This is a genomic window from Burkholderia sp. 22PA0099, assembly GCF_047497165.1.
Classification (GTDB): domain Bacteria; phylum Pseudomonadota; class Gammaproteobacteria; order Burkholderiales; family Burkholderiaceae; genus Burkholderia.
Map to the genome: position 1 here is coordinate 472,605 of NZ_CP163164.1, position 26,337 is coordinate 498,941.

Genomic DNA, 26,337 nt, shown 5'->3' on the forward strand with positions numbered 1-26,337 from the left:
CCGCGCGCTTGCCTGCGGCCGGCTGGTTCGGCCGCACACTCCGGCGCGGCGCGCAGCGCAACTGTGCATGGCGAAGCGCGCCTGCCTTGCCCTACACTGCCGTCTCCATGCCAACGCGAGCGAGCCGCCATGCTGAACATTCTCGGAAAACAGCCGTCGATCAACGTCCGCAAGGTGCTGTGGGCCTGCGCGGAACTGAACCTCGCCTACGAGCGCGAGGATTGGGGTTCGGGCTTTCGCGCGACCGACGTGCCCGAATACCTTTCACTGAATCCGAACGCGCTGGTGCCGGTGCTGCGCGACGGCGATTTCGTGCTCTGGGAATCGAACGCGATCCTGCGCTACCTGGCCAACCGCGAAGGCAGCACGGCGCTGTATCCGCAGGACTCGCGGCAACGCGCGCTGGTCGATCAATGGCTGGACTGGCAGGCCACCACGCTGAACCCGGCCTGGGTGTATGCGTTCCAGGGCCTGGTGCGCCAATCGCCGGCGCATCAGGACCCGAAGGGCATCGCGCAGTCGATCGCGAACTGGACGCGCCAGATGCGCATCCTCGACGAACGCCTCGCGCAAACCGGCGCGTTCGTGGCGGGCACCGAGCATTCGCTGGCCGATATCGTGATCGGCCTGTCGGTGCATCGCTGGCTCGGCACGCCGTTCGAGCACCCGCCGCTGCCGGCCGTCGAGGCGTATTACCACGAGCGGCTGTCGGCGCGGCCGGGGTTTGCCGAGGTATGCAACGCAGCGATACCTTGAGCCCGCCTCCGCCCCGCGCGCCGCACTCGCCAGGGCCGCAACTCGCCTTCGCGCACGGCCTCCACCGGTATGTCGATCGAGCGGCCGGGTTGGATCTTCAGCGTCACCCGCACACCTATGCGGTCGGCAAGCCGGCCGCCAACGATCCGGAGATCGCGCAGGGATAGCCGAACCCCGAGAACACCCGGCCCCGCCCGCGGCATGCGCGGGCTCGCAAGGGGCATCGCCTTGACTCGCCTAGGGTAAACTCCCGGGGTTTTCGCCGAAACGACTTGTTTCGGGATGCTGACCTATTTCCCCCGCACCCATGTAGCTTTCGAGAGCCTTTCTTTCCGTTGCCCAACGGCTTGCCCCGCGATACCGCGCGCGGGCGCATTGCGTCGTTTCGACCGATGCGCGCGCCGCGTTCGACCTCGCCCGGCAAGGCTCTCGATGACGCAGCCTGCCTGCGTCACGCCCACGAAACACCAGGCGGGCCTTCGCCCGCGCAGCGATTCCCATGCATATCCAGACGCCCCGGGAGCAGTGGCTCTCGAACCTTCCCGCCAACGTGCTGGCCGGCATCACCTCGTCCTTCGCGCTCGTTCCCGAGTGCATCGCCTTCGCGCTCGTCGCGCAACTGAACCCGCTGATGGGCCTGTACGGCGCGTTCATCATCTGCGCGCTGACCGCGATTCTCGGCGGCCGGCCCGGCATGATCTCCGGCGCGGCCGGCTCGATGGCGGTGGTGATCGTCGCGCTGGTGGTGCAGCACGGCGTGCAGTACCTGCTGGTCACGGTCGTGCTCGGCGGCGTGTTCATGATGCTGTTCGGCCTGCTGCGGCTCGGCAAGCTGATCCGGATGGTGCCGCATCCGGTCATGATCGGCTTCGTCAACGGGCTGGCCATCATCATCGCGTCCGCGCAGTTCGAGCATTTCAAGACCGTCACGCCGCAGGGCACGACCTGGCTGCACGGCACGCCGCTGCTCGTCATGTGCGCGCTGGTGGCCCTGACGATGCTGATCGTCTATCTGCTGCCGCGCGTGACCAAGGCGGTCCCGCCGGCGCTGGTCGCGATCGTCGGGATCGGCATCGTCAGCCAGGGCCTGCATCTGCCCACGCGCACGCTCGGCGACATGGCGCATATCGCGGGCGTGTTCCCGAGCTTTCACCTGCCGGCCGTGCCCTGGAATCTCGACACGCTGCGCATCGTGTTCCCGTATGCGCTGCTGATGTCGATCGTGGGCCTGCTCGAAACGCTGCTGACCTTCAACCTCACCGACGAGATCACCGAAACGCTCGGCCGGCCGAACCGCGAATGCCTGGCGCTCGGCATCGCGAACGTGGTGTCGGGGCTGTTCGGCGGGATGGGCGGCTGCGCGATGATCGGCCAGACCATGATCAACCTGAGCTCGGGCGGCCGCAGCCGGATTTCGGGCGCGACGAGCGGCATCATGATCCTGCTCTTCATCCTGTTCCTGTCGCCGCTGATCGAGCGCATTCCGCTGGCTGCGCTGGTGGGCGTGATGTTCGTGGTCGCCCAGCAGACCTTCGCCTGGGGATCGCTGCGCCTGCTCGGCAAGGTGCCGCGCAACGACGCGCTCGTGATCGTGCTGGTTACCGTCATTACCGTGTTCACCGACCTGGCCATCGCCGTGATGTCGGGCATCGTGATCGCCGCGCTGAACTTCGCCTGGCAGCACGCCCGCGAAATCCGCGCGGAGATCGCGCGCGACGGAGGCACCGCCACCTACGTCGTGCACGGCACGCTGTTCTTCGCGTCCACCGGCCATTTTCAGGACCTCTTCAAGCCGCTCAATGACCCCGAGGCCGTGATCGTGGATTGCCGGCACCTGCATGTGGCCGACCATTCGGCGATCGCCGCGTTCGAATCGCTCGAGGAGCGCTATCGCAAGGCCGGCAAGCTTCTGCGATTCACGAACCTGTCGCCGCGCGGGCAGCATCTGCTCGCGCGCGCCGGGGTGCGGTTCTCGTTCGGTTGAGGCGCGGCTGATTTCGTCGATTCTCGTGCCGACCGGCGTCGATGCCGCACTCCGCGCTTCGCTGAACCCGCATCAAGCGGTATGAGCCGGCCCCGAACGGCATCGCTTGCCGAACCCGTGGCGCCGATTGGCGAAGCGCGCTGGCGGGCCACGTCCGCCGTTCAGCTTTCCCGGCGCGCCGCCGTAAACCAGTGGCCATTCCCGACATCCCCGCCCGACCGAGTACGCCATGCCCGAGCTTCGACTATGGAAGGACACCGCCACCGCGACCCGTGCCCGCTTCCATCTGGCGGCGGTGTGCGCGGTGGTGCTGCTGTCGATTCTCGTCGCGCCGCACCCGCTGTGCTTCCCGCTCGACGACGCCTACATCACGATCCACAACGCCGATGTGCTGCTATCCGGCGTCGATCCCAATTACGGCACCTCGCCACTGACCGGCGCGACCAGCCCAATCCACCTGCTGCTGGTCGCGTTCGCCAAGCTGTTCCTGCCCTCGCCCACCGCGGTCTTCGTGGTCGGCTTGGCCGGCATCGGCCTGTACGTCACGGCGCTCGCGCGCATCGCGTTTCAGCTCGGCGGGTCGGTGCTGACGGCCGCGCTGTTCGTCATGTTCGGCACGCTGATCGGCGCTACCCCGTATCAGTTGCTGAACGGCCTGGAAACCGGGCTCGCGATGGCCGCCTCGGCGTGGGCGATCTCGCTCGCGCTGGAACCGGCGCGCTCCGTGTGGCTACCGCTGCTGTGTGGACTCATGCCGTTCCTGCGCCCGGAGTTGGCCGCGCTGTCGGGCGTGTTGATGCTGCGCCAGCTCGGCCTGCGAGCACGCGCCGGCGACTATGCGATGGCCGTGCGCGACGGCCTGCTCGCGGTGGCCGTCGCGCTGCCGTTCCTGGCCTGGACGTGGTGTTCTCTCGGTTCGCTGGCGCCGGCTACCGCCAAGGCCAAGGAACTGTTCTTCGCCGACCGGAACTCGCCGTGGGCCATGAAAGCGCAATTCATGCTGGTGGCGTTCGTCGGCTGCGGATTGATGCCGCTCGCGATCGTGGCGATGCTCGCGCGGCGTTCCCGGCTGTGGGTACCGCTCGCCCTATTCGCCGGTTCGTTCCTGCTGGCCATGTGGCTCACGCTGCCGGGCGGCGCCGAGCACAACAATGGCCGCTATCTGTTCATCCTGCTGCCGGCCTTCCTCTATCTGACGCTAGACGTCCTGAAATCGGCGCGGTGGAGCGGCATCGGCTGCATCGTGCTGGCCGGGTGGACCACGCTGTACTTGCCGATCGTCATGAGCCGATACGATGCGGATACGCAACAAGCCGCCAACGAATTCGTTTCGCTCGCGCATTGGCTCGATACCCATCTGCCACGCGGCGCCACCCTGTTGATTCACGATGCCGGCTATCTGTCCTATGCCACGACGTTCAAGCTCGTCGACATGGTCGGCCTGAAAACACCGGGCAGCATCGCCTATCACCGCGCTTGCACCGCACCCAGCAACGGCCGCGACCGCAGGCTGGCCATCTCGGCCATCGCCCTGACGTCCGGCGCCCGCTACGCCGTGATCAAGCAGGATTCGCCACCGTTCTGGGCCACCCTCGGCACCGACCTCGCCGCCACCGGCTGGGGCCTGCGCGAGTTGCGCGCACCGTCGATGCCGGGCGGCTATGCCGTCTACGCGCTGACGCCGCCCGCCGACACGCGCCTGCCCTGCCGCCCCTGAAATCCCGCCAATCCGCATGTAGGTTTTACAAGCCCGCCTCGCGCGCTACCCGCTCTCCCGGTCCCGCCGCCGATCCGTCCCCATCGCGCGCCGCGCGCTCCGCCGCGCCTTGCCATCCCCCGCGCAGCCCCGCCACCAAGGGCTCCGCGCTGTTCCGCCCGGCGTCATCGCCCCTCATCCTCATGGCATTTCCCGCCATTTGGCACGAATGCTGCTCTACAAAGACACAAACCCGGCCGAGCATGCCCGGTTCGGACCGGCGGCCCCCCCGATCGCCGCCATGCGATCGGCAGCGGAATGCCGACAACTTCGACACGCCAACAAAGAGGAATTGCGATGACCCACAACACGCATATGACCGATGTGAAGACCCTGCGCGATCGCGCCCGCAAGCACGTCGACGATGGCGCCGTGACCGCCGGCTATCACGCCGACCGCGACACGGTGTTGAAGCTGCTCAACGAGTCGCTGGCGACGGAAATCGTCTGCATGCTGCGCTATCGCCGCCATCACTTCATGGCCAAGGGCATTCACTCGTCGGGCATCGCCGAGGAATTCCTCGTGCACTCGAACGAGGAGCAGAGCCACGCCGACATGCTGGCGGCCCGTATCGTGCAGCTCGGCGGCAGCCCGGATCTGGCGCCGGACGGCCTGACCAAGCGCAGCCATGCCGAATACGTGGAAGGCACGACGCTGGTCGACATGATCAAGGAAGACCTGGTGGCGGAGCGCATCGCGATCGACAGTTATCGCGAGGCGATCCAATACCTCGGCGATCGCGATCCGACCACGCGCCGCCTGTTCGAAGAAATTCTCGCGGTCGAGGAAGAGCACGCCGATGAAATGTCGGACCTGCTCGCCGGGCTGCCCGAGGAACTGAAGAAGAAGAACGTGAACTGAGTGAGCGTCGCGTTCGCACCGTGTTCAACCCCGTGACGGCGGGCATCCATCCGTCTGCAAGCATTCAACGCTGGAGGTGAAGCATGAACAAGGATCACATCAAGGGTACGGTCGAGCAGGTCAAGGGCAAGGTCAACGAAGCCGTTGGCAAGGCCACCGGCAACACCAAGCAGGAAGTCAAGGGCGACTTGCAGCAAGCCGCCGGCGAGGCACGCAAGGGCCTCGGCGATGCGAAGGACGCGGTGCGCGGCAAGCCGGATCATCACTGACCGGCGCGTGACCGTTTCGCCTCGTCGCGAAGCGGTCACGATGCGCGGTCAATCTGTCGCGCATGCCCGGCCTCGGCCGGGCAGCGTCCAGACCGCGACATGCGAGGTATCGATGCAGCACGATTCCAACGATTCCCGTCACACCCCCGCCCCGAACGACGACACCGCGGACACCGCGCCGACGACCGTCGAATCGGATCTGTCATTACTCGAACTGCTGGTGGCGCGTCTCGTGCCCGGCGAGCCCGCGCCGTTCGCGCTGTGGCGCGTACGGCTCGAAGCCACGCTGGCCAGTGACGGCCTGCAACCGGCCGAACGCGCGCAGCTCGACGACATCGTCGCGCGCCTGCGCGAACTCGAAGCGCACAGCACTCGGCTGGCCTTGCACTGAGGCCGCCGCACGGTACGCCGCGCAATTCAGCGACACCCCAAACGACCAACGCCACGCGCGATATCGCATCGCGCGTGGCGTTCGCCGTTCCCTTCTTGTCTTCCTGCCGCGCGGCCGTTCAGTGCGCGGCCACCTCCGCCCCGACCCGCCCGGCCTGCAACGCGGTGCGCGTCACGCGCTCGCGTGCGTCGAGCGCCGCGCACCATGCGACGTAATCCGCACGCGTCCAGTCCAGTTCGACGCCCACGCGCCGCGTGCCCGGCCGGATCTTCGGCTTGTGCAGCGACAGCGTGACCGATTCGAGCGACGGCCATTCCTCGAACGACAGCGCCGCCAACTCCACCACCAGCGTTTCGAGCAGCCGCGTGTGCGGCTTGTGCGCGAGCCACGACGCAACACGCGCGCAGTAGCCGTCGTAATCGACGAAGCCCTCCGCGCCCTGCTCCACCGGCTCGCAGCGGTAGCCGAGCCGTGCGTCGACCACGACCGGCTGCGGCGCCTCGTGCTCGTGCGCATGAATGCCGATGCGCGCGGGCACCTTCAGTTCGTCGATGAACACGCTCCAGCCGCGCCCGCGCGGGCGGGCCGTTTCGAGCGTCGCGAACGGATCGTCGGTGCGTTTCATGACACGATCGGCGCGGCGGCGTCGAGCATGATGCGGCAGAAGTAATCGGCGAAGCTGCGGCGGATCACCAGGTCGTAGCTCTGCTCGCCGGTCGGCACCAGCGTGATCGACGACTTGAAGTAATGGCTCTGCGCGCATTGGCCCGCGCCGAAGCGGCTCGGATGCAGATCGAGCGGGCAGCCGCGCGCGATCACGTCGCGCACGCGCTCGCCGCTGACTTCCAGCACCGTGAAGCCGCTGCCCACATCCACCGCCGCCGCGTAGCGGCCGGCCAGCGCCGGCACCAGCTTCGCTTCGAGCTGGCCCGCGACCACCGGGCCGTGCGAGCGCACCAGCCACTCGTCCGGGCCGAGCCACAGCACGTCGTAGTCGGCGCCGCGCGCCACCGTGTTCGGCGTGGCGGGCGGCTTGCAGCCGACCACGCGCTCGAACGCCTCGACGAACGCCGGATCGGACAGCTCGCCGCGCACGTTGACGAGGTCGAGGAACGGCCGCTCGCGCAGTTGAAACTTCTGCGAGGCCTTCGCCTGGTGCGGCTTCAGCACGTCCTGCGCACCGACCAGCGGCGATTCGAGCCGCATGCCGGCCGGTTGCACGGCCACCGAAGTTTGATTTCGCGTTTCATTCCACATTCTGACGTACCCCTTCGGTGTCGTAGAAAACCGGGCTGGTGATCTTCGCGTTGATCTTCCTGCCGTTCGCGAGCGAGATCGCGACGGACTGGCCCATCTTGCCCAAACCGCCCTTCACCACCGCCATCGCGATCGAACGCTTGAGGATCGGGCTGAAGTAGCTCGACGTGACGTGGCCGATCATCGGCGTCAGTCCGTTCGCATTCGCCACGGCCGCCGTCTCGACGATCTGGCCGCCTTCTTCCAGCACGGTGGCCGGATCGTCGGTCAGCAGGCCGACCAGTTGCTTGCGGTTGCTGCCGGCCGTGTCCGAGCGCGACAGCGAACGGCGGCCGAGGAAATCCTTCGACTTCGCCACCAGCCCGCTCATGCCGAGGTCGTGCGGCGTGACCGAACCGTCGGTGTCCTGGCCGACGATGATGTAGCCCTTCTCGGCGCGCAGCACGTGCATGGTTTCGGTGCCGTACGGCGTGATGTCGAATTCCGCGCCGGCCGCCATGATGGCTTCCCACACCGCGCGGCCCGCGTTGGCCGGCACGTTCACTTCGTAGGCCAGTTCGCCCGAGAAGCTGATGCGCATCACGCGCGCCTTCGCGCCCGCCACGGTGCCGTCGCGGTAGCTCATGAACGGGAACGCCGCGTTCGCGAAATCGATGTCCTGGCACACCTTCTGCACCACCTTGCGGCTGTTCGGGCCGACCACGGCGAACGTCGCCCAATGATCGGTGACCGACGACAGACGCACCTTCATGTCCGGCCATTCGGTCTGCAGCCAGCGCTCCATCCAGGTCAGCACGCGCGCCGCGCCGCCGGTGGTGGTGGTCATCATGTAGTGCTGCTCGCCGAGGCGCACCGTCACGCCGTCGTCGAACACCATGCCGTTCTCGTCGAGCATCAGCCCGTAGCGGCACTTGCCGACTTCGAGCTTGTTCCACGGGTTCGTGTACATCCAGTTCAGCAACTGGATCGAATCCGGGCCTTGAATGTCGATCTTGCCGAGCGTGGACGCATCGAGAATGCCGACGCTGTTGCGCACCGCCAGGCATTCGCGCGCGACCGCCGCGTGCAGGTCCTCGCCGTTCTTCGGGAAGTACCAGGGGCGCTTCCAGTTGCCGACGTCCTCGAACAGCGCGCCGTTCGCGACGTGCCATTCGTGCACGCAGGTCTTGCGCACCGGGTCGAGGAAATCGCCCAGTTCGCGGCCGGCGAACGTGCCGAACGTGACCGGCGTGTAGTTCGGACGGAAGGTGGTGGTGCCCGTCTCGGGGATCGTCTTGCCGAGCGCCAGCGCGAGGATCGCCATGCCGTTGATGTTGCCGAGCTTGCCCTGATCGGTGCCGAAGCCCATGCCGGTGTAGCGCTTGGCGTGCTCGACCGATTCGAAGCCTTCACGGGCGGCCAGCAGGATGTCGGCCGCGCCCACGTCGTTCTGGAAATCGACGAAACGCTTCGCGCCGCGCGTCACCTGCTCGCCCGCGCCGACCAGCCAGAGCGCCTGCAGCGGCGCTTCGGCGGCGTCGGTGGCCTGCGGGGCGACCGGGCGCTGCACCGCGTTGAAACCGGCCGCCTTGGCCGCGTCCACCCCGGCGTCCACCGCGAGCCGCAGCCCGCGCGCCAGCGAGAATTCGCCGGCGGCCGCGCCGATGCTGGTTTCCGGCTGCACGGCCTTGCCCGGCACGAAGCAGGCTTTCTCGTCGTGCCAGTGCGCCTTGCCGCCCGATTGCGCGAACAGGTGCAGCACCGGGCTGTAGCCGCCCGACATCGCGAGCAGGTCGCACGGCAGCGTGGCCGTCTTGCTGCCCATCTTGCCGCTCGCGTAGGTGTGCACGTCGACCGAAGTCACGCGCAGCTTGCCCGCTGCCTGCGCCACCACCGCGCCGTGCATCACGGTCACGCCGTGACGCTTGGCGGCGGCCGGCAGCGCGCCGTTCGAGGCGGCGCGCGAATCGACCACCGTGACCTTCGCGCCGTGCGCCTTCAGGTCGAGCGCGGCCTGGTAGGCGCGATCGTTGTTGGTGAACACCACCGCCTCGCGGCCCGGCAGCACGCCGAAACGGTTGACGTAGGTGGACACCGCGCCGGCCAGCATCACGCCCGGCAGGTCGTTGTTGCCGAACACGATCGGCCGCTCCTGCGCGCCGGTCGCCAGGATCACGCGCTTGGCGCGAATCTTCCACAGCAGCTCGCGCGTGCCCTTGCGCATCGACACCGGCAGATGCTCGGTCAGGCGTTGCGAGACGGTCACCAGGTTGTGGTCCTGGTAGCCGAACGCCGTGCTGCGCGACAGGATCTTCACCTCGGGCAGCTTGGTCAGTTCGGCCTCGATCTTCTCGACCCATTGCAGCGCCGGCTTGCCGTCGATTTCGGCGCGGCACGACAGCAGGCTGCCGCCCAGCTCACGCTGGTCGTCCACCAGGATCACGCGCGCACCGGTCACGCCCGCCGCATGCGCGGCCGCCAGGCCGGTCGGCCCGCCGCCCACCACCAGCACGTCGCAATGCGCGAACTGCTTGTCGTAGCGGTCGGCGTCGAGCGCCGCAGGGGCCTTGCCCAGGCCGGCCGCCTCGCGAATCTTCTCCTCGTACTTCGGCCAGAACTTGCGCGGCCACATGAAGGTCTTGTAGTAGAAGCCCGCCGGCATGAAGCGCGCGAACTTCTGGTTGATCGCGAAGCGGTCGTTTTCGAGCGACGGCTCGGCGTTCACGCTGGTGGCAACCAGGCCCTGGTACAGCTCGATCTCGGTGGCGCGCGCGTTCGGCACGGTGTACGCGCCGGTTTCCAGTTGCACGACCGCATTCGGTTCCGCGACGTCGGCCGTCACGATCCCGCGCGGGCGGTGGTACTTGAAGCTGCGGGCGACGAAATGCACGCCGTTGGCCAGCAGCGCCGAGGCCAGCGTGTCGCCCTGGAAGCCCTGGTAGGTGCGGCCATTGAACGTGAAGGTCAGCGGAATCGCGCGGTTGATCCGGCCACCCGCATTCAGGCGGTCTTTCTGGCTCATTTCGTGTTGCCCTCTTGTGCGTCATGTGCGGGCACGCCGAACGTGTCGTAGCCCTGGATTTCGTAGCTCACCGTGTCGCGCGTCGCCATGAACCAGCGGCGGCAGCCCTGCGTGTGCAGCCATTGCTCGCGGTGCACGCCGCGCGGGTTCTTGCGCATGAACAGGTAGTCGCCCCATTCGCGGTCCGACAGCGCGTCGGTGTCGAGCGGGCGGGCGATGTCGGCTTCCCCGCCGCACGAGAATTCGGACTCGGCGCGCGGTCCGCACCACGGGCATTTGATCAGCAGCATGTTGGTTTCTCCTCGTGGTCCGGGGTCAGTGCGCGACGGCGGCGGCGCCGTGTTCGTCGATCAGGTGGCCGTTGTAGAAACGGTCGAGCGCGAACGCCGCGTTCAGCGCGTGCGGCTCGTCGCGCGCGATGGTGTGCGCGAACACCCAGCCCGAGCCCGGCGTGGCCTTGAAGCCGCCCGTGCCCCAGCCGCAGTTGAAATACAGCCCCTTCACGTCGGTCTTGCTGATGATCGGGCAGGCGTCCGGCGAGACATCCACGATGCCGCCCCACTGGCGGTTCATGCGCACCCGCGAGAACACCGGGAACATCTCGACGATCGCTTCCAGCGTGCCTTCGATCACCTGGAAGCTGCCGCGCTGGCCGAAGCCCGTGTATTGATCGATGCCGGCGCCGATCACCAGATCGCCCTTGTCGGACTGGCTGATGTACGCGTGCACCGCGTTCGACATCACCACCGTGTTGACGCACGGCTTGATCGGCTCGGACACCAGCGCCTGCAGCGGGTGGCTTTCGATCGGCAGGCGGATGCCGGCCATGTCGGCGAGCGAGCTGGTGTTGCCGGCGGCGACCACCGCCACCTTCTTGGCCTTGATGAAGCCCTTGACCGTATCCACGCCGGTGACCTGGCCGCCGTCGCGGCGGATGCCCGTTACCTGGCAGTTCTGGATGATGTCCACGCCGGCGCGGTCGGCGCCGCGCGCGAAGCCCCAGGCCACCGCGTCGTGGCGGGCCGAGCCGCCGCGGCGCTGAATCGACGCGCCCAGCACCGGGTAGCGGCTGTTCAGGTTGATGTTGGGTTCCAGTTCCTTGATCTGCGCGGGCGTCAGGTATTCGGCGTCCACCCCGTTCAGGCGGTTCGCGTTGACGCGGCGCTGCGTGTCGCGCACGTCCTGCAGCGTGTGCGCGAGGTTCATCACGCCGCGCTGGCTGAACATGACGTTGTAGTTCAGATCCTGCGACAGTCCTTCCCACAGCTTCATGGCCTTCTCGTACAGGCCGGCCGATTCGTCCCACAGGTAGTTCGAGCGCACGATGGTGGTGTTGCGGGCGGTGTTGCCGCCGCCGATCCAGCCTTTCTCGAGGATCGCGACATTGGTGATGCCGTGCTCCTTGGCAAGGTAGTACGCCGTCGCGAGGCCATGACCGCCGCCGCCGACGATCACCACGTCGTATTCCTTCTTCGGTTCGGGGGAACGCCATTGGCGCTCCCAGTTCTCGTGATACGACAGGCCGTTGCGGAACAGGCTGAATAGGGAGTAGCGGCTCATTTCAATGCACCTTGGTTAGCACTCGATGACGTTCACGGCCAGGCCGCCGCGTGACGTTTCCTTGTATTTCGTTTTCATGTCGGCGCCGGTTTCGCGCATGGTCTTGATCACCGAATCGAGCGACACGTAATGCTGGCCGTCGCCCTTCAGCGCCATGCGCGACGCGTTCAGCGCCTTGATCGCGCCCATCGCGTTGCGCTCGATGCAGGGGATCTGCACCAGGCCGCCCACCGGGTCGCAGGTCATGCCGAGGTTGTGTTCCATGCCGATCTCGGCGGCGTTCTCGACCTGATCGGGCGTGCCGCCCATCACGGCGGCGAGCGCCGCGGCGGCCATCGAGCAGGCCACGCCCACCTCGCCCTGGCAGCCGACCTCGGCACCGGAAATCGAGGCGGTTTCCTTGTAGATGATGCCGATGGCCGCGGCCGTCAGCAGGAAATCCAGGATCCCCTGCTCGTTCGAGCCGGGCACGAACTTCACGTAGTAATGGAGCACCGCCGGAATCACGCCGGCCGCGCCGTTGGTCGGCGCGGTGACCACCCGCCCGCCGGCGGCGTTCTCCTCGTTGACGGCCATCGCATAGAGGTTGACCCAGTCGAGCATCGACAGCGGATCGCGCAGCGATTCCTCGGAGCGGTCGCGCAGACGGTTGTACAGGCCGGCCGCGCGGCGCTTGACGCGCATCGGGCCGGGCAGCTCGCCCTCCACCTTGCAGCCGCGCTCGACGCAGGCCGCCATGGTCTTCCAGACCGCCAGCAGGCCGGCGCGCACTTCCTCGGCCGGGCGCAGCGCGCATTCGTTGCGGTACGTCAGCTCGGCGATCGACAGGCCGCTTTCGCGGGAGACGCGCATCAGGTCGTCGCCGGTGCGGAACGGGTACGGCACCTCGGTCGCGGCGCGCACGCCGTTCACGCGATCGCCGTCGCGGTTCACCACGAAGCCGCCGCCGACCGAGTAATACTCCTTCTCCACCAGCAACTGGCCCTGTTCGTCGAACGCCTGGAAGCGCATGCCGTTCGGGTGGACGATACCGGTGCCGGTCATCAGGCGGCGGAAGAAGCCGATGTCTTCCTTTTCCTCGAAGTGGACCGACTGACGGCCCAGCAGCGAGAGCGTCTTCTCGGCGCGGATCGCCTTCAGGCGCGGCTCGATCAGGTCCGGGTCGATCACGTCCGGCAGGTGGCCCTCCAGGCCGAGCAGTACCGCCTTGTCGGTGCCGTGGCCCTTGCCGGTCGCGCCGAGCGAGCCGTACAGCTCGACCCGCACGCGCCGCACGAAGGCCAGCAGGTTCGCATCCTCGACATGCGAGGCGAACCGGCAGGCGGCGATCATCGGGCCGACCGTATGCGAGCTCGACGGGCCGATGCCGATCTTGAACAGATCGAAAACGCTGACGTTCATCTGACTGCTTCTCCGGGGGAAACGGAACGGTTGGACATTGGCGTCAGTACATCAAAGCGTAAAATCCGCCGATAGAACAAAACCGGCATCGAAGTGGGATGCCGCCGCCACCCCGGTGACGGCGGGGCCGAAAACTGCGTTTTGGCGATGATTCGCGACGGAAAAACGCAAGTCCGGCCCCCATGGATCGGCGACGCTCGACGCACGGAGCGCCGCCGCCGGCCGGCGCTTTCCGGCTTCACGCCCTACCCTGACCACGCTTCAATGACGCCCGATCTGCCCGCCTCGCTCCTGTCCGACGACCCGGCCCCCCACCGGTTGCGCTTCGGTATCGTGCTGCTGCCGAACTTCACGCTCACCGCCTTCTCGGGCTTCGTCGACATGCTGCGGCTGTCCGCCGACGACGGCGACTACAGCAAGCCGGTGCGCTGCGCCTGGAGCGTGATCGGCGACACGCTCGCGCCGGTGCGCGCGAGCTGCGGCATCCAGATCACGCCGTGGGAAACCTTCGACGAGGCGCGCGAGCCGTTCGACTACGTGGTGGTGGTGGGCGGGCTGCTGCATTCGAGCCCGCAGGCGAGCCCGGACACGCTGAAGTTCGTGCGGCGCGCGGCCGAGGGCGGCGCCAACGTGGTGGGGATCTGCACCGGCGTGTTCACGCTGATGCGCGCGGGCGTGCTCGATGCGCACCGGATCTGCGTGAGCTGGTTCCATTACTGGGATTTCATCGAGCGCTTTCCGAACGCCGATCCGGCGCTGCTGATCGCCGACCGGCTGTTCGTCATGGATCGGCGCCGCATCACGTGCTCGGGCGGGCGCGCCGCGATCGACGTGGCCGCCGCGATCCTGCTGCGCCATTTCGATCACGCCACGGTGCAGAAGGCGCTGCGCATCCTGCTGGTGGGGGAGATGCAGAAGGGCAACGCGCCGCAGCCGCATCCGCCGGGGCTGGAGCCGGCCACGCACCCGAAGGTCAAGCGCGCGATCCTGCTGATGGAACAGCACGTGGGGCGCGCGCTGCCGCTGGAGGAACTGGCCGGCAAGCTCGACCTGTCGGCGCGGCAACTGGAGCGGCTGTTCAAGGCCGAAACCGGCAAGAGCCCGCAGGCGTTCGCCAAGCAGGTGCGGCTGCGCACCGCCGCCTGGCTGCTGACGAGTTCGGACCGCACGGTGGCCGACATCGCCACCAGTTGCGGGTTTGCCGATGCGTCGCATCTCGGGCGGGAGTTTCGGAAGCAGTTTGGTGCGACGCCGGCGGCTTATCGGGAGAAAGGTGGGGCGGCGGCGGAGGGGGCTGAAGCGATCGAGGCGGCTGAGGCGGCTGAGGCAGTCGAGGCGGCTGAGGCGGTTGATGCTGCTGAGGCAGTCGATGCTGCTGAGGCGGTTGATGCTGCTGAGGCGGTCGATGCTGCTGAGGCGGTCGATGCTGCTGAGGCGGTCGATGCTGCTGAGGCGGTCGATGCGGTCGATACGACCGAGGGGACCGATGCTGCCGATCGCGAAACCGTGGCAGGCCCGGCGGGCAAGGCCGAAGCGGCCGGCAAAGACCGGGGACGGCGGCCGGGATAAGGACGATTCGGCGGCGGGCTAGGATGCGCCGCCGCTCGCGCGCTAGTCGCGGCGCGCCCGAACGCTCGGGCGCGCACGACGGCTCACGCTACATCGCCCACGATCAAACGTAGACGCTGACGGCCGTGCCGCTCGACTGGCCGGTCTGCTGCACGTATTGCGCAATCGCGGACTGCAGGGCAGCGCTGTCGGTCGCCACCTGCGTGGTAGCGGCCTGGCGTTCCGCATCGGTGTGCGCGCGTGCCAGTTGCTGCTCGGCCTGCTGCAGTTGCTGTTCGAGGCGCTTGATCGTCTGTTCGAGCTGACTCGCGGCGCTGCTGCTGCTCGAAGAGCCACCGCCACCGCCACCACCGCCGCCCGAACCTTGCGTGCTGCTCGTGGACCCGGACGTGCCGGACGAGGCAGCCGACGAATCCGACGACGTGCTCGAAGTGGACGATGCGCCCACGGCCGTCGAGGTGCTCGCCGGTGCGGTGCTGCTTGCGCCATAGCCGAGCGGCGTGCCGCCGGTAATGTCGGTGGTCGAGGTCGACGCGGTGGCCGAAGTGGCCGAAGTGGCGGATGTCGCCGACGATGTCGAGGTCACCGCCGTGGCCGGTTGCGTTGCGCTGGCCGACGCCGCTGCGGCCGCCGCCGACTGGCTCGATGGATTCGACTGGCTGGTTTGACCGGAAGCCGCCGCGGCTGCCGCATCGGCCGCCGCCTGCTTGTCGCGCTTGCTGCTTGCCGACGTGCTGTCATACGGATCGACCGTGCTGACGCTGGAAGTCGCCTGAATGCTCATGACCTGCTCTCCGTTGGCTTGACCGCTGCATATCGGCATCCGAACGAAAAACTTGAGGTCGGCTCAGGAAAACACGATTTCCCGATCTATCAAGCAGTTACGCCGCCTTACCTGCGTCACGCGGGCCGCACGTCGGCCAGGCCACCCGGCAGGATCGCGCGCGCGCTCGAAATGGCGTTGAAGTACTCGCGCAGCACCCGGATCAGGCCGTTTTCCACCCGCACATAGCTGGCGTAGTCCTGCGTATAGGGCTGCCCGGTGCCCCCGATGCGGCCTTCGGAGCGGTATTCGACGAACAGCTCGCCATCGCGCTTCAGCTCGTGAATCACCATCGTGCCGACGGCCACCGGCGGAATCCGGTCGCGGATCAATTCGAGCAAGGCGCCGATCTGCGCCGTGCCTTCGTGGCGCGCCGGCAGGCCCAGCGTGGGCGCATACGGAAACTCGAAGACGGCGTCGGGCGCGAACAGCGCCAGGCAGCGTGCGTGGTCGGTATCGAGATGCGTGAGGGCATCGGTGAACTGCATGAAGACTTCGCGTGCGGACGACATGAGCGGTGCTCCGGTTCAATGGGCCGGCCCTGCCCGGTGCTGCGAGCCGTGACGAACACGAGGGGCGGCGCACCGTTGCTCGGCCCGCCGCCCCCACCCGATTCGAGCGGCCAGTATTTGAGCGCTCAAGTTAAAGCGTTATAGTGAGCGCTTTCCCGCATCGCGCTGCACTTGCAGATCCTCCGGCATGCCAAGCAAACCCGACGCCACCAACGCCCCCGCCGCCCCACCAAGCGACGCCGAGGCGCGCGAGCATTTCGCGTCGCTCGCCTGTACCCACACAGCGCTGCGCCGCGCGGCGCGCCGTCTCGGCAACCTGTACGACGATGCGATGGCCCCGTCGGGCCTCAAGTCCACCCAGGCCGGCCTGCTCGCCGAAGTCGAGCGGATCACGCAGCGAAACGGCAATCAGCCCCCGACGCTGCAGGATCTGGCCGATCAACTCGCGGTGCAGATTTCGGCCGTGACGCACGCGCTGCGCCCGCTGATCCGCGACGGGCTGGTGGCGCTGCGGCCCGACGCCCAGGATCGCCGCGTCAAGCGCGTGACGTTGACGGCCGATGGGCAGGCACGCCTGCAAGTCGCGTTCGAACACTGGCGCGAGGCGAACGAACGCGTCGAAACGGTGCTCGGCACGGCCGATGCCGTCATGTTGCGGCGGCTCGCCGATCAGGTGTCGTCCGACACGTTCCTCGCCGCGTACGATCGGGACCGGGACGAAAGCCGCGATTAGGGCTGCTTAGGGCCTGGGGTCGCCTGGGTCGCCTGGGTCGCCTGGGTCGCCTGGGTCGCCTGGGTCGCCTGGGTCGCCTGGGTCGCCTGGGTCGCCTGGGTCGCCTGGGTCGCCTGGGTCGCCTGGGTCGCCTGGGTCGCCTGGGTCGCCTCGGCCGCCTGGGTCGCCTGGGTCGCCTCGGCCGCCTGGGTCGCCTGGGTCGCCTCGGCCGCCTGGGGCTGCTTAGAGCCGCTCAGCGTCGCAGCCAAGCATCGAACACCGCCGCTACACGAACAGCTTGGCCACCGCCGTCATGTTCTCCTTGCCGAAACCGCGCTCGACCGCGATGCGAAACACGCCGCGCGCGGCGGCGATGGTCGGCGCCATCGCATCGTTGCCGACCGTCTGCAACGTGTAGCCGAAATCCTTCTCGATCAGCTCGACCGGAAATTGCGGCGCAACCGCGCCGGTCAGCATGAGGCCGGACACGCGCCCCGCCGCCGCGCTCCAGACGGGCGTGGCGGCGATCGCCGCCAGGATTCGCGTGACGTCGGCGCCCGCGTGCCCCAGCAGGCCGATCAATTCCCCCAGCACCGCCACCTGCACGCCGAGCAGCGTGTTGGTGGCCAGCTTCGCCAGCGCGGCGGCGCCGGGCGCCCCCACGTGCACGATGGACGTGCCCATCACCGCGAGCACGGGTTCGGCTTGCGCCAGCACCCCGGCATCGCCGCCGATGAAATAGGTCAATTGCCCGGCCTCGGCCTGCGGCGTGCTGCCGACGACCGGCGCTTCGAGCAGCCGCAGCGCCCGCTCGGCCAGGCATGCGTCCAGTTCGCGAATCCACTCGGCCGTCAGCGTGGAGCTTTCGATCGCGATCGCACCGGCCGCCATGCCCCCGGCCGCGCCGGTATCGGGGTCGAGCCAGACCTGCCGCGAGGCCTCGTTGTCGCGCAGCATCGCGATCACGAACGCCGCGTCGGCGGCCGCCGCCTTCGGCGTGTCGGCGAGCCGCGCGCCGGCTTCCACCAGCGGCGCGGCCGCCTGCGGGCTGCGGTTCCACACCGTCACCCGATGCCCGGCCCGGATCAGGTTCGCCGCCATGCGCGAGCCCATCGCGCCCAGGCCCAATACCGCAATCGTCGCCATCTCGTTGCTCTCCCGCTGAATGATTGGTGCACGGCTCGATGCCGGTTTCGCCGCCGATTCTGCGCGCCCGCCGCACGCCCCGCCATGTCATGCACGCCATGATTCCGGCCATGACGGCGGCCCCGGCACGCCTCGCCGGAATCATCGAGAATGGCCGGATGTCTTGCGTCGATGTCATGGCACGTCGCCGCGCGACAGCCCAGAATTTTCACCTCGCGCGCGCCCGCCAACGCCGGGCGCGCCACCGTCATCTACCCAGGAGAACAGCATGCAGCCAACCGCAGTGGTCGTGGGCGTCGGCCCCGAGGAAGGGCTCGGCGCGGCCGTGGCCCGCCGCTTCGCCCGAGAAGGGTTTCATGTGCTGGTCGCGGGGCGCACCCCGGAGAAGATCGAGCGCGTGGCCAGCAGCCTCGGCGCGGGCAACGGCACGGCGATTCAGGTGGACGCCACCCGCGAGGACGACGTCCTGCGCCTGTTCCGCGCCGCCGCCGAACCGGGCGCGGGGCGCGCGCCAGCCAGCGTGGTGGTGTTCAACGCCGGCAACAACCGGCATATCCCGTTGCAGGAGGTGTCGGCCGAGCAGTTCGAGGATTTCTGGCGCGTCGGCTGCTTCGCCGGATTCCTGGTCGGCCGCGAGGCCGTCAAGCTGCTGTTGCCTCAGGGCGCCGGCACGATCCTGTTTACCGGCGCGTCGGCCAGCCTGCGCGGCCGGCCCGGCTTCGCGCACTTCTCGGCGGCGAAGGCCGGCCTGCGCATGCTGAGTCAGAGCATGGCGCGCGAATTCGGGCCGCAGGGCCTGCATGTCGCCCACGTGGTGATCGACGGCGGCATCAACGGCAGCCGGCTGAAAAGCCTGCGGCCCGGCGTCGTCGAGGAACGCGGCGAGGAAGGCCTGCTGAACATCGACGCGATCGCCGACACCTACTGGCATCTGCACCAGCAGCATCCGAGCGCGTGGACGCAGGAAATCGATCTGCGCCCGTTCAAGGAAGCGTTCTAAGCGGTCGGGCGGCCGCGCTCGGCAGCGGCCCTCGCATTCGAGCATGACAACGAAAAGCGTCTCCATGGCGCGTCGACGTATCGCTCGCCTCGCGAGTCGACGCTCGACGAATTCAGCAATCTGAGTGTGTGCCGTGTCTGGCGTGACGGGGCAACGCCAGCCTCGAACTCGAGGAAAGCGTCCAGGCCGCGACAAGAATTCCATTGCAGGCAAAAAAGGGCCGGAGAAGTGACAAACCAACATCCCATTTCGAGAGCGCGGAATCGCCGCCTGAAGGGCGCCTCTTCGTCGATTTACAGGATGGTTGGGAAATCTCGGGGTGGTATATTCAGGCGGGTTGGTATTGAGTACCGATGCACATCTGAAGGACGACAACCATGAACGCCCGTGATCTCGAAAACAGCCTGCTGGCGAGGTGCGTAGAAGTCGCACGTGCGCCGACAGCCGTCGCCGAATCCGCGCTCGAGGCAAATGTCTTCCGCCTGGCAGGCATGGTCGTGCGCAGCGAATTCCCCGAATCGTACAGCCGTCTCCTCGCGAGCAGTCAACAGTACTTTGACAAGCATGCGGCAGACCTTCTCGAACCGGGCGCTGTTGTGAGAAACGGATGGATCATCAGCTTTCCCCGTCTCCGCGACATGCTCGAGCATCGCCTGCGGGCCTATCACGCACGATGAAACCTGAGGGACGCCGTCGCGCTCACACGGGGAGCGAGTCTTGAACCCGCTCGGCCAGTTGGAGCCCTCCCCGATTCGACGCCTCGGCCCTGATGCGCCGCCACCTCAAACCCGAACCCGCTCCGGCTCACGCCCGCCGCGCAGCACCGCGACCATCTTCTCGCGATCGAGTTCCTTCTCCCAGGCCGACACCACCACCACCGCCACCGCGTTGCCGATCATGTTGACGAGCGAGCGGCACTCGGCCATGAAGCGGTCGATGCCGAGGATCAGCACCATCGCCGCCACCGGCACCGTGGGCACCACGGACAGGCTCGCCGCCAGCGCGACGAAGCCCGCGCCCACCACCGCGCTCGATCCTTTCGACGTCAGCATCGTGACGGCCAGCAGCGTCAGCTCCTGCCCCGCCGTCAGATGAATATTGGTGGCCTGCGCGAGAAACAGCACGGCCAGCGTCATGTAGATGTTCGCGCCGTCGAGGTTGAACGAATAGCCGGTGGGCACCACCAGCCCCACCACCGCCTTCGAGCAGCCGAGCCGCTCCAGCTTCTCCATCAACTGCGGCAGCACCGCCTCCGACGTGCTGGTGCCGAGCACGATCAGCAGCTCTTCCTTCAGATAGGCCAGTAGCCGGAACAGGTTGAACCCCGCCAGCCGCGCCACCGCGCCGAGCACCACCGCGACGAACACGAACGCCGTCACGTAGAACACCGCGATCAGCTTGAACAGCGGAATCAGCGAGGCGATGCCGTAGGTGCCGACGGTAAACGCGATCGCGCCGAACGCGCCGGCCGGCGCGAGCCGCGTGATGATCTTCACCAGCGAGAAGAACACCGCCGAGCAGCGCTCGACCGCCAGGCTCACGCCGCTGGCCCGCTCCCCGGCGGCCGACACCGCCAGCCCGAACATCACCGAAACGAACAGAATCGGCAGCGTGTCGCCCTTGGCGAACGCGTCGAAGAACGAATTGGGCACGATGCCGAGCAGGAAGCCGGCAATGCCGTCGAGATGCTCGGAGCGGCTGACGAAGCCCGCGATGGCGCGCGAATCGAGCGATGCGACCGACACGTTGAAGCCATCGCCCGGATGCAGCAGATGGCCGAACAGCAGGCCGATCACCAGCGCGAGCGACGACACCACCTCGAAATAGATCAGCGCCTTGCCGCCGACCCGGCCGACCTTCTTGAGATCGCCCATGCTGGTGATGCCGGTGACGACGGTGCAGAAGATCACCGGGCCGATCACCATGCGGATCAGCTTGATGAACACGTCGCCGAGCGGCTTCATCGCGGTGGCGTGCTGCGGATACCAGTGGCCCAGCACAATGCCCGCGGCAATCGCGATCAAAACCTGGACGTAAAGAATCTTGTAGAAAGGCTGTCTCATCATGTCGTTCTCGGCCGCCCGGTTCATCGCGAAGCGCGGGCGGCAATCAGGGTTGCGCGGCCGGGCGCAGGGCGGCCCGGCCGATCTGCCGGCCGATGACGGCGAGCGTCATCGGCCGGGGTCAGGCGCTCGGCGCGTGCAGCGCCTGCCGGATGCGTTCGGCGCGGATCGGCAGATCGCGCATGCGCACGCCCACCGCCGCGAAGATCGCGTTGCCGATGGCCGGCGCGACCACCGTGGTGGGCGGCTCGCCCAGGCCCACCGGCACCTGCGTGCTCGGCACGAAGGCGATCTCCATGGCCGGCACGTCGGCCATGCGCAGCGGCGTATAGGTATCGAGGTTCAGGTCCTTGACGTAGCCGTTCTCGAACCCGGTGCCTTCGTGCAGCGCCATGCTCAAGCCCCACAAGGTCGCGCCCTGGGCCTGTGCCAGCGCGCCGCCCGGATCGACGATCGAACCGGCGTCGATCTCCATCCACAGCTTCTGCACCGTGACGCGGCCGGTCTGGCGATCGACCCTGACCTGCGCAACGCAGGCGCACCAGGTCGGCATCGCGCGCTCCTGCCCGAACGAGCTGGCAAGGCCGAGCCCCGTGTCGGGCGGCATGGCGCGGCCCCAGCCGGCGCGCGCGGTCACGCGCCGGATCACGTTGGCCTGCCGCAGCGCGCCGCCGGTCGCGCTCGGCGCCGAGCCGGCGTTGCGGCCGGCGCCGGTCAGATGCGCGAGCCGCAAGGCCACCGGATCGCGACGCTGCGCGTGCGCCACCTCGTCGAGAAACGATTCGAGCGCCCAGTTGGTCCAGCCCGGCGCGACCGCGCGCAGCCAGCCGGGGCGGAAGCTCTTCTGCGCCAGATCGTTGTTGACGGCGCGCACCCGCAGCGCGCCCACGTCGTACCAATGATCGGCGCCGGCGATCGAGAACGGGTCGTACGGCACGCCGTTGGTGCCCTTCTGCATATTCCCCGGGAACACCGTCAGGCTCGGCCAGCCCGCCACGGCGACATGCTCCATCGCCACGATCCGGCCGCCGCCGTCCCAGCCGAGCCGCAGCCGTTGCAGCGTGGGCGAGCGCAGCGAATCGAGCCGCGTGTCGTCCTCGCGCGTCAGCACCATCTTGACCGGCCGCCCGAGCGCCTTCGCGGCCAGCGCCGCCGGCACCGCGTAGTCGCCGTTCAGCCGGCGGCCGAAGCCGCCGCCGATCAGGTAGGTGCGCATCACGATCCGCTCCACCGGCACCTGCAAGGCCTTGGCGAGCACCGGCAGGATGAAGCCCTGCGCCTGGTTGCCGGTATGGATCTCGAACACGCCGCCCTTCTCGAACGCCACCGCGTTGACCGGTTCGAGCTGGAAATGCAGCACGCCGGTAGTGGTGTAGCGGCTGTCGAGCGTCGTGCCGGCGCGGGCCAGCCCGGCATCCACGTCGCCGCCGCCGGTATCGAGCAGCGCGCCCTGATGCGGATCGGCGGCGAGCGCGGCGGCATGGCTGAACAGGTCCTGCTCGGAGACGGTCGCGGTCTCGCCGTTCTGCCATGTCACCTTGACCAGATCGGCCGCGCGCAACGCCGCGTAGTAGGTGTCGGCGATCACCATCACCCAGCCCGGCACGGTGTTCGACGGATCGTCGAGCGCCACGCTGCGCAGGTAGCCGCGAATGCCGCGCGCCGCGCTGTCGTCGATGGCGAGCACCTTCGAGCCGTAGCGCGTGGGCGGCAGCTTGGGGCGCGCGTGGACCATGCCGGGAATCACCGCGTCGATGCCGTAGACGGCCGCGCCGGTGGTCTTGGCCGGCACGTCGAGCGCCGGCACCGGCTGGCCGATCAACCTGCGGCTCGCCGCCGGCTTGATCGGCAGCGCCTTGAGCTCGTCGGCGGAGAACTGCCGCCCGAGCCGGCCACGGCGCACGATCTCGCCATAGCCGATCGCGCGGCTGCCCGCATGCACCGCGCCGCCGCGCGCCACGCAGGCCGCGGCCGGCACGCCGAGCAGCGCCGCGCCCGCCTCCACCAGCGCGATCCGCCCGGCCGCGCCGGCCCGGCTGAACACCGGAAACGTGGCCCACACCGACGTGCTGCCGCCCGTGACCATGAAGCCCCAGCGCGGGTCGGTATCCACCCCGACGATCCGCACCGCGCCCCAGTCGGCCTCGAGCTCGTCGGCCAGGATGCGCGCGATGGCGGTGCCGATGTGCTGGCCCATCTCGGCCTTCGGCACGTTCACCGTCACGACGCCCTGATGGTCGATGCCGAACCAGACGGTCGGCGCGAACCCGCCGCCCGCCGCGTCCTGCCCGCTGCCGGCCAGCACATCGAGCGCATGGGCCGGCGAGAAGCCGAACAGCGCGCCGGTCGCGGCGCTCGCCACCAGGAAGCCGCGCCGCGACAGGTTGACGGCCCCGCCGCCGTGTTGCACCCGGCTCATGGCTTGCCTCCCGCCATCTCGCGCGCGGCCTGCTTGATGGCGTCGCGAATGCGCGAATACGTCATGCAGCGGCACAGGTTGCCGGTCATCACCGCATCGATGTCGGCGTCGCTCGGCGCGGGGAAATCCTTGAGCATCGCGGCGGCCTGCATGATCTGGCCGGACTGGCAGTAGCCGCACTGCGGCACCTGCAGCGCCCGCCAGGCAAGCTGCACCGGATGCGCGCCGTGCGGGTCGAGCCCTTCGATGGTGGTGAGGTCGGCGCCCTCGACCGCGCCGAGCGGCGTCACGCACGAGCGCGTCGGCCGTCCGCCCACGTGCACCGTGCAGGCCCCGCACATGCCGATGCCGCAACCGAACTTGGTGCCCTTCAGGCCGATCTCGTCGCGGATGATCCACAACAGCGGGGTCTGCTCGTCGGCGTCGACCTGCACTGGCCGGCCGTTGATCTGAAACTGCGTCATCGAATTTCTCCGGGTCCGGCCGCGCGAATCGCGGCCACTTGCCTGGCCAGGTCCGGCCACGGCGCGCGGCCGGTGCGCGTGCTGCGCAAATAGCCGGCAATGCTGACGATGTCGTCGTCCGTCATGGCGTGCGCGAAGCCCGGCATGACGATGCCCGGAGCGCCGTCCTGCGCGTTGATGCCGTACAGCATCACGCGGATCAGGTTCGACGGATCGTCGAGCTGCACGGCGCTGTTCAGGCCGAGTTCCGGCCGCTGCGGATTGACGTCCGGCGGCCGGTTGTAGTGGCACGAGGCGCACGCCGCCAGGAAGCGGCGGCCACCGGCGCTGTCGACCCGCGCGTGATCGAGCGCGTCCTGGCCCAGCGCGGCGGCCACCGCGGACGCCGCGCGATCCGCATGCGCATCGCCCGCGCCGAGCGATTCGACGTAGGTCACCAGCGCGGCCTGATCGTCGGCGTCGAGCGTGGCGAGCGCCTGCACGACCGGCGCCATCGGGCCGGCCGCCGAGCCGTGATAGCGGCTCAGGCCGGTCACGAGGTAATCGCGCAGTTCGGCCGAGGTCCACGGCACCGGCGCGGGATTCGCGGCGGTCAAGGGCGGCGCGAACCAGCCGTCGACGGCCGCGCCCTGGTACAAGCGGTTCGTCAATTCCTCGCCGAGCGGGCCGCGCGGCGTATGGCACGCCGAGCAATGGCTGAGGCTCTCGGCCAGATAGGCGCCGCGATTCCAGCTCGGCGAGCGATCCTCGCGCGGCGCGAATCGCGTCGGATGGAAGAACAGTAGTTTCCAGCCGGCCTGCAACGCGCGAATCCCGAGCGGGAACGGCATCTCGTTCGGATGGTTTTGCGCATGCACCGGCGGGCGCGTCATGATGTACGCGTACAGCGCCTGAATATCGGCATCCGACAGTCGCGTGAAATGGTCGTACGGAAACGCCGGGAACAGATGCGAGCCGTCGCGCGCCACGCCTTCGCGCATGGCGCGAACGAACGCCGCTTCCGACCAGTCGCCGATGCCGGTGTCGCGGTCGGGCGAAATATTGGTGGAGTAGATCGTGCCGAAGCCGGTCTTCATCGCGTAGCCGCCCGCGAACGGCTTGCCGCCCGTCACGCTGTGGCAGCTTGCGCAAAAACCCGCGGCGGCAAGCTTCGCGCCCTGCCCGACCAGGACCGGCGAAAAATCCGCTGCGGCGGGCGTCGGCACGGCGTCGATCGCAGGCCGCCAGGCGAACGCGGCGAAGCCCGCCAGGCCCACGGCCAATACCGCCACCAGCCATGCCAGCCAACGCCGGTATCGCCCTGCCGCACGATGCGACGAAGCCGGCCCGGCTTGCGGCAGCTCTTCCTTGTTTCTAGCCATGGATACGCGTTCCCGCCGGTGCAGACACTCTGAATCGATCCGGCCGCCGCATCGCGCGGCGGCCGGAAACTTGACGGCGCCACGTTAAGCGACGCCGGATTGACGGTCCATGCCGGAAACACACGGTTTTCCGGACATCGACCCGTGCGCGGCCACGCTCAGTGCGTGCGCGCGTTCAGCTTCGACACCAGCACGTCGCCGAATTCCGGCGCGGACATCGGCTGCTGGCCCGTGATCAGTTCGCGGTCGACGATCACGTTGCTGTGCCAGTTGGCGATCGTGTCGACGTGCGCGCCCGCTTCGGCCAGCGCGTTCACCGGATAGAACTGCACGTTGCCGCCCAGGCCGTTCGGGCCTTCGAGCTGTTCTTCCTCGCCGGTCGAGAACACCGTCAGGCGATAGCCCGCATACGGCCAGCCCTTCGCGAGCGAATTGGCCTTGCCATCGTTGGCGACCATCGAGGCGACGAACGCATCCGGGTCCGGCAGCGTGGACAGCAGCACGATCGGGCCGTGGCAGATGATCCCGGTGGGACGGCCGTTGTCGTGGAAGCCCACCAGAATCTTGCCGAGATTGCGATCCTTCAGCAGATCCACCATCGGTGCGTGACCGCCCGGGATGAACAGGCCGACGTAGCCGCCGGTGCCGCCCGCGACCACCGAGGCCAGCGTCTTCGGGTGCTTCAACTGGGCGATGCCTTGCGCGTACTTCAGCGCGTCGGCGCGGGCCGCCTCGTCGCCGCCGAAGAACATCTTGTTGTTCGAATTGGCGTCCATCACCGGCATGTCGCCCTTCGGGTTGGCGATCACCGGCTCGTAGCCCGCTTCCACCAGCTTGCGGTAAGGCACCACGAATTCGTTGAGGTAGTAACCCGTTTCGTATTTCTTGCCGTCGCGCAGGTCGAGCTGGTGCGCGCTCGACATCACCACCAGCACCTTGCCGCGCGATTGCGCCGAGGCGCTCATCGGCAGGGCGAACGCGGTCGCGGTCGCGAGAATCGCCGCGCCGATCTTGAGCATGTTCTTCATCACA

The 26,337-nt window shown here is 68.2% G+C and carries 24 protein-coding genes; 10 read left to right on the forward strand and 14 right to left on the reverse strand.

Annotated features, from left to right (window positions below):
• Nucleotides 1-129: 129 nt before the first annotated feature.
• The 6 genes from AB4851_RS02140 to AB4851_RS02165 all read left to right on the forward strand — a co-directional run bounded on the left by AB4851_RS02140 (nt 130) and on the right by AB4851_RS02165 (nt 6,017).
• Nucleotides 130-756, forward strand: coding sequence for a glutathione S-transferase family protein (locus AB4851_RS02140; protein ID WP_414448240.1), 627 nt, complete (start codon nt 130-132; stop codon nt 754-756).
• A 499-nt stretch (nt 757-1,255) separates the two neighbouring features.
• Entirely contained in the window at nt 1,256-2,740 is a 1,485-nt protein-coding gene (locus AB4851_RS02145; protein ID WP_414448241.1) for a SulP family inorganic anion transporter, read from the forward strand.
• Nucleotides 2,741-2,969: 229 nt separating this feature from the next.
• On the forward strand, nt 2,970-4,457 hold the full coding sequence (locus AB4851_RS02150; RefSeq protein WP_414448242.1) for a hypothetical protein: 1,488 nt from the start codon (nt 2,970-2,972) through the stop codon (nt 4,455-4,457).
• 336 nt (nt 4,458-4,793) lie between these two features.
• Nucleotides 4,794-5,357 carry a ferritin-like domain-containing protein gene (locus AB4851_RS02155; protein ID WP_414441179.1) on the forward strand — a complete coding sequence of 188 codons (564 nt, stop codon included), beginning with the start codon at nt 4,794-4,796 and terminating at the stop codon, nt 5,355-5,357.
• 83 nt (nt 5,358-5,440) lie between these two features.
• Complete coding sequence (locus AB4851_RS02160) at nt 5,441-5,626, forward strand: CsbD family protein (protein ID WP_414448243.1); 186 nt, start codon at nt 5,441-5,443, stop codon at nt 5,624-5,626.
• A gap of 112 nt (nt 5,627-5,738) precedes the next feature.
• A complete protein-coding gene (locus AB4851_RS02165; protein WP_414448244.1) occupies nt 5,739-6,017 on the forward strand; it encodes a hypothetical protein in 279 nt (92 codons plus the stop codon).
• A 118-nt stretch (nt 6,018-6,135) separates the two neighbouring features.
• Here AB4851_RS02165 and AB4851_RS02170 read toward each other — a convergent pair whose 3' ends face one another.
• From AB4851_RS02170 to AB4851_RS02195, 6 genes are read right to left on the reverse strand one after another with little or no spacing between them, the layout of a single operon-like run.
• The gene (locus AB4851_RS02170; protein WP_414448245.1) at nt 6,136-6,642 is read right to left on the reverse strand and encodes a dihydroneopterin aldolase; all 507 of its coding nucleotides are present in this window, start codon (nt 6,640-6,642) and stop codon (nt 6,136-6,138) included.
• Nucleotides 6,639-7,274 carry a sarcosine oxidase subunit gamma gene (locus AB4851_RS02175; RefSeq protein ID WP_414441173.1) on the reverse strand — a complete coding sequence of 212 codons (636 nt, stop codon included), beginning with the start codon at nt 7,272-7,274 and terminating at the stop codon, nt 6,639-6,641. Before AB4851_RS02175 ends, AB4851_RS02170 begins: the two co-directional genes overlap by 4 nt.
• Nucleotides 7,264-10,275 (reverse strand): sarcosine oxidase subunit alpha family protein, encoded by a 3,012-nt coding sequence (locus AB4851_RS02180; RefSeq protein ID WP_414448246.1) that lies wholly within the window; start codon nt 10,273-10,275, stop codon nt 7,264-7,266. Before AB4851_RS02180 ends, AB4851_RS02175 begins: the two co-directional genes overlap by 11 nt.
• Nucleotides 10,272-10,565: a sarcosine oxidase subunit delta gene (locus AB4851_RS02185; protein ID WP_206128381.1), complete on the reverse strand. Its 294-nt coding sequence runs from the start codon at nt 10,563-10,565 to the stop codon at nt 10,272-10,274. Before AB4851_RS02185 ends, AB4851_RS02180 begins: the two co-directional genes overlap by 4 nt.
• Nucleotides 10,566-10,590: 25 nt before the next feature.
• Nucleotides 10,591-11,835 (reverse strand): sarcosine oxidase subunit beta family protein, encoded by a 1,245-nt coding sequence (locus AB4851_RS02190; protein ID WP_414441170.1) that lies wholly within the window; start codon nt 11,833-11,835, stop codon nt 10,591-10,593.
• A 15-nt stretch (nt 11,836-11,850) separates the two neighbouring features.
• Nucleotides 11,851-13,236 carry an L-serine ammonia-lyase gene (locus AB4851_RS02195; protein ID WP_414448247.1) on the reverse strand — a complete coding sequence of 462 codons (1,386 nt, stop codon included), beginning with the start codon at nt 13,234-13,236 and terminating at the stop codon, nt 11,851-11,853.
• 264 nt (nt 13,237-13,500) lie between these two features.
• Here AB4851_RS02195 and AB4851_RS02200 point away from each other — a divergent pair, with 264 nt between their 5' ends.
• Nucleotides 13,501-14,805: a GlxA family transcriptional regulator gene (locus AB4851_RS02200; RefSeq protein WP_414448248.1), complete on the forward strand. Its 1,305-nt coding sequence runs from the start codon at nt 13,501-13,503 to the stop codon at nt 14,803-14,805.
• 103 nt (nt 14,806-14,908) lie between these two features.
• Here AB4851_RS02200 and AB4851_RS02205 read toward each other — a convergent pair whose 3' ends face one another.
• Both AB4851_RS02205 and AB4851_RS02210 read right to left on the reverse strand, forming a co-directional pair.
• A complete protein-coding gene (locus AB4851_RS02205; RefSeq protein ID WP_414448249.1) occupies nt 14,909-15,589 on the reverse strand; it encodes a hypothetical protein in 681 nt (226 codons plus the stop codon).
• Nucleotides 15,590-15,705: 116 nt separating this feature from the next.
• The gene (locus AB4851_RS02210; protein ID WP_414448250.1) at nt 15,706-16,140 is read right to left on the reverse strand and encodes a nuclear transport factor 2 family protein; all 435 of its coding nucleotides are present in this window, start codon (nt 16,138-16,140) and stop codon (nt 15,706-15,708) included.
• Between the two features lie 187 nt (nt 16,141-16,327).
• On the opposite strand from AB4851_RS02210, the gene AB4851_RS02215 reads away from it, so the two are divergent.
• Entirely contained in the window at nt 16,328-16,873 is a 546-nt protein-coding gene (locus AB4851_RS02215; protein ID WP_414448251.1) for a MarR family winged helix-turn-helix transcriptional regulator, read from the forward strand.
• A gap of 264 nt (nt 16,874-17,137) precedes the next feature.
• Here the strand turns inward: AB4851_RS02215 and AB4851_RS02220 are convergent, their stop codons facing one another.
• A complete protein-coding gene (locus tag AB4851_RS02220; RefSeq protein ID WP_414448252.1) occupies nt 17,138-17,998 on the reverse strand; it encodes an NAD(P)-dependent oxidoreductase in 861 nt (286 codons plus the stop codon).
• Nucleotides 17,999-18,266: 268 nt separating this feature from the next.
• On the opposite strand from AB4851_RS02220, the gene AB4851_RS02225 reads away from it, so the two are divergent.
• Together AB4851_RS02225 and AB4851_RS02230 are read left to right on the forward strand one after the other, a co-directional pair.
• On the forward strand, nt 18,267-18,998 hold the full coding sequence (locus AB4851_RS02225) for an SDR family NAD(P)-dependent oxidoreductase (protein WP_414441165.1): 732 nt from the start codon (nt 18,267-18,269) through the stop codon (nt 18,996-18,998).
• Between the two features lie 377 nt (nt 18,999-19,375).
• Complete coding sequence (locus AB4851_RS02230; protein ID WP_414448253.1) at nt 19,376-19,675, forward strand: hypothetical protein; 300 nt, start codon at nt 19,376-19,378, stop codon at nt 19,673-19,675.
• Between the two features lie 105 nt (nt 19,676-19,780).
• On the opposite strand, the gene dctA is transcribed toward AB4851_RS02230, so the two are convergent.
• The 5 genes from dctA to AB4851_RS02255 form a co-directional block, all read right to left on the reverse strand.
• On the reverse strand, nt 19,781-21,061 hold the full coding sequence (dctA, locus tag AB4851_RS02235; RefSeq protein ID WP_414449217.1) for a C4-dicarboxylate transporter DctA: 1,281 nt from the start codon (nt 21,059-21,061) through the stop codon (nt 19,781-19,783).
• A 121-nt stretch (nt 21,062-21,182) separates the two neighbouring features.
• Nucleotides 21,183-23,480: a molybdopterin cofactor-binding domain-containing protein gene (locus AB4851_RS02240; protein ID WP_414448254.1), complete on the reverse strand. Its 2,298-nt coding sequence runs from the start codon at nt 23,478-23,480 to the stop codon at nt 21,183-21,185.
• A complete protein-coding gene (locus AB4851_RS02245) occupies nt 23,477-23,944 on the reverse strand; it encodes a (2Fe-2S)-binding protein (RefSeq protein WP_414441163.1) in 468 nt (155 codons plus the stop codon). Before AB4851_RS02245 ends, AB4851_RS02240 begins: the two co-directional genes overlap by 4 nt.
• Complete coding sequence (locus AB4851_RS02250) at nt 23,941-25,305, reverse strand: cytochrome c (protein WP_414448255.1); 1,365 nt, start codon at nt 25,303-25,305, stop codon at nt 23,941-23,943. The genes AB4851_RS02245 and AB4851_RS02250 overlap by 4 nt, the downstream gene beginning before the upstream one ends.
• 158 nt (nt 25,306-25,463) lie before the next feature.
• Nucleotides 25,464-26,333: a type 1 glutamine amidotransferase domain-containing protein gene (locus tag AB4851_RS02255; RefSeq protein ID WP_414448256.1), complete on the reverse strand. Its 870-nt coding sequence runs from the start codon at nt 26,331-26,333 to the stop codon at nt 25,464-25,466.
• Nucleotides 26,334-26,337 lie beyond the last annotated feature (4 nt).

Bases quoted from the DNA above. Each gene is read 5' to 3' on its own strand.
- dctA (WP_414449217.1), bottom strand. From the start codon at position 21,061: ATGAGACAGCCTTTCTACAAGATTCTTTACGTCCAGGTTTTGATCGCG.
- AB4851_RS02150 (WP_414448242.1), top strand. From the start codon at position 2,970: ATGCCCGAGCTTCGACTATGGAAGGACACCGCCACCGCGACCCGTGCC.
- AB4851_RS02200 (WP_414448248.1), top strand. From the start codon at position 13,501: ATGACGCCCGATCTGCCCGCCTCGCTCCTGTCCGACGACCCGGCCCCC.
- AB4851_RS02205 (WP_414448249.1), bottom strand. From the start codon at position 15,589: ATGAGCATTCAGGCGACTTCCAGCGTCAGCACGGTCGATCCGTATGAC.
- AB4851_RS02185 (WP_206128381.1), bottom strand. From the start codon at position 10,565: ATGCTGCTGATCAAATGCCCGTGGTGCGGACCGCGCGCCGAGTCCGAA.
- AB4851_RS02175 (WP_414441173.1), bottom strand. From the start codon at position 7,274: ATGTGGAATGAAACGCGAAATCAAACTTCGGTGGCCGTGCAACCGGCC.
- AB4851_RS02170 (WP_414448245.1), bottom strand. From the start codon at position 6,642: ATGAAACGCACCGACGATCCGTTCGCGACGCTCGAAACGGCCCGCCCG.
- AB4851_RS02190 (WP_414441170.1), bottom strand. From the start codon at position 11,835: ATGAGCCGCTACTCCCTATTCAGCCTGTTCCGCAACGGCCTGTCGTAT.
- AB4851_RS02145 (WP_414448241.1), top strand. From the start codon at position 1,256: ATGCATATCCAGACGCCCCGGGAGCAGTGGCTCTCGAACCTTCCCGCC.
- AB4851_RS02230 (WP_414448253.1), top strand. From the start codon at position 19,376: ATGAACGCCCGTGATCTCGAAAACAGCCTGCTGGCGAGGTGCGTAGAA.
- AB4851_RS02255 (WP_414448256.1), bottom strand. From the start codon at position 26,333: ATGAAGAACATGCTCAAGATCGGCGCGGCGATTCTCGCGACCGCGACC.
- AB4851_RS02165 (WP_414448244.1), top strand. From the start codon at position 5,739: ATGCAGCACGATTCCAACGATTCCCGTCACACCCCCGCCCCGAACGAC.
- AB4851_RS02180 (WP_414448246.1), bottom strand. From the start codon at position 10,275: ATGAGCCAGAAAGACCGCCTGAATGCGGGTGGCCGGATCAACCGCGCG.
- AB4851_RS02245 (WP_414441163.1), bottom strand. From the start codon at position 23,944: ATGACGCAGTTTCAGATCAACGGCCGGCCAGTGCAGGTCGACGCCGAC.
- AB4851_RS02195 (WP_414448247.1), bottom strand. From the start codon at position 13,236: ATGAACGTCAGCGTTTTCGATCTGTTCAAGATCGGCATCGGCCCGTCG.
- AB4851_RS02220 (WP_414448252.1), bottom strand. From the start codon at position 17,998: ATGGCGACGATTGCGGTATTGGGCCTGGGCGCGATGGGCTCGCGCATG.
- AB4851_RS02155 (WP_414441179.1), top strand. From the start codon at position 4,794: ATGACCCACAACACGCATATGACCGATGTGAAGACCCTGCGCGATCGC.
- AB4851_RS02215 (WP_414448251.1), top strand. From the start codon at position 16,328: ATGCCAAGCAAACCCGACGCCACCAACGCCCCCGCCGCCCCACCAAGC.
- AB4851_RS02160 (WP_414448243.1), top strand. From the start codon at position 5,441: ATGAACAAGGATCACATCAAGGGTACGGTCGAGCAGGTCAAGGGCAAG.
- AB4851_RS02210 (WP_414448250.1), bottom strand. From the start codon at position 16,140: ATGTCGTCCGCACGCGAAGTCTTCATGCAGTTCACCGATGCCCTCACG.
- AB4851_RS02225 (WP_414441165.1), top strand. From the start codon at position 18,267: ATGCAGCCAACCGCAGTGGTCGTGGGCGTCGGCCCCGAGGAAGGGCTC.
- AB4851_RS02250 (WP_414448255.1), bottom strand. From the start codon at position 25,305: ATGGCTAGAAACAAGGAAGAGCTGCCGCAAGCCGGGCCGGCTTCGTCG.
- AB4851_RS02140 (WP_414448240.1), top strand. From the start codon at position 130: ATGCTGAACATTCTCGGAAAACAGCCGTCGATCAACGTCCGCAAGGTG.
- AB4851_RS02240 (WP_414448254.1), bottom strand. From the start codon at position 23,480: ATGAGCCGGGTGCAACACGGCGGCGGGGCCGTCAACCTGTCGCGGCGC.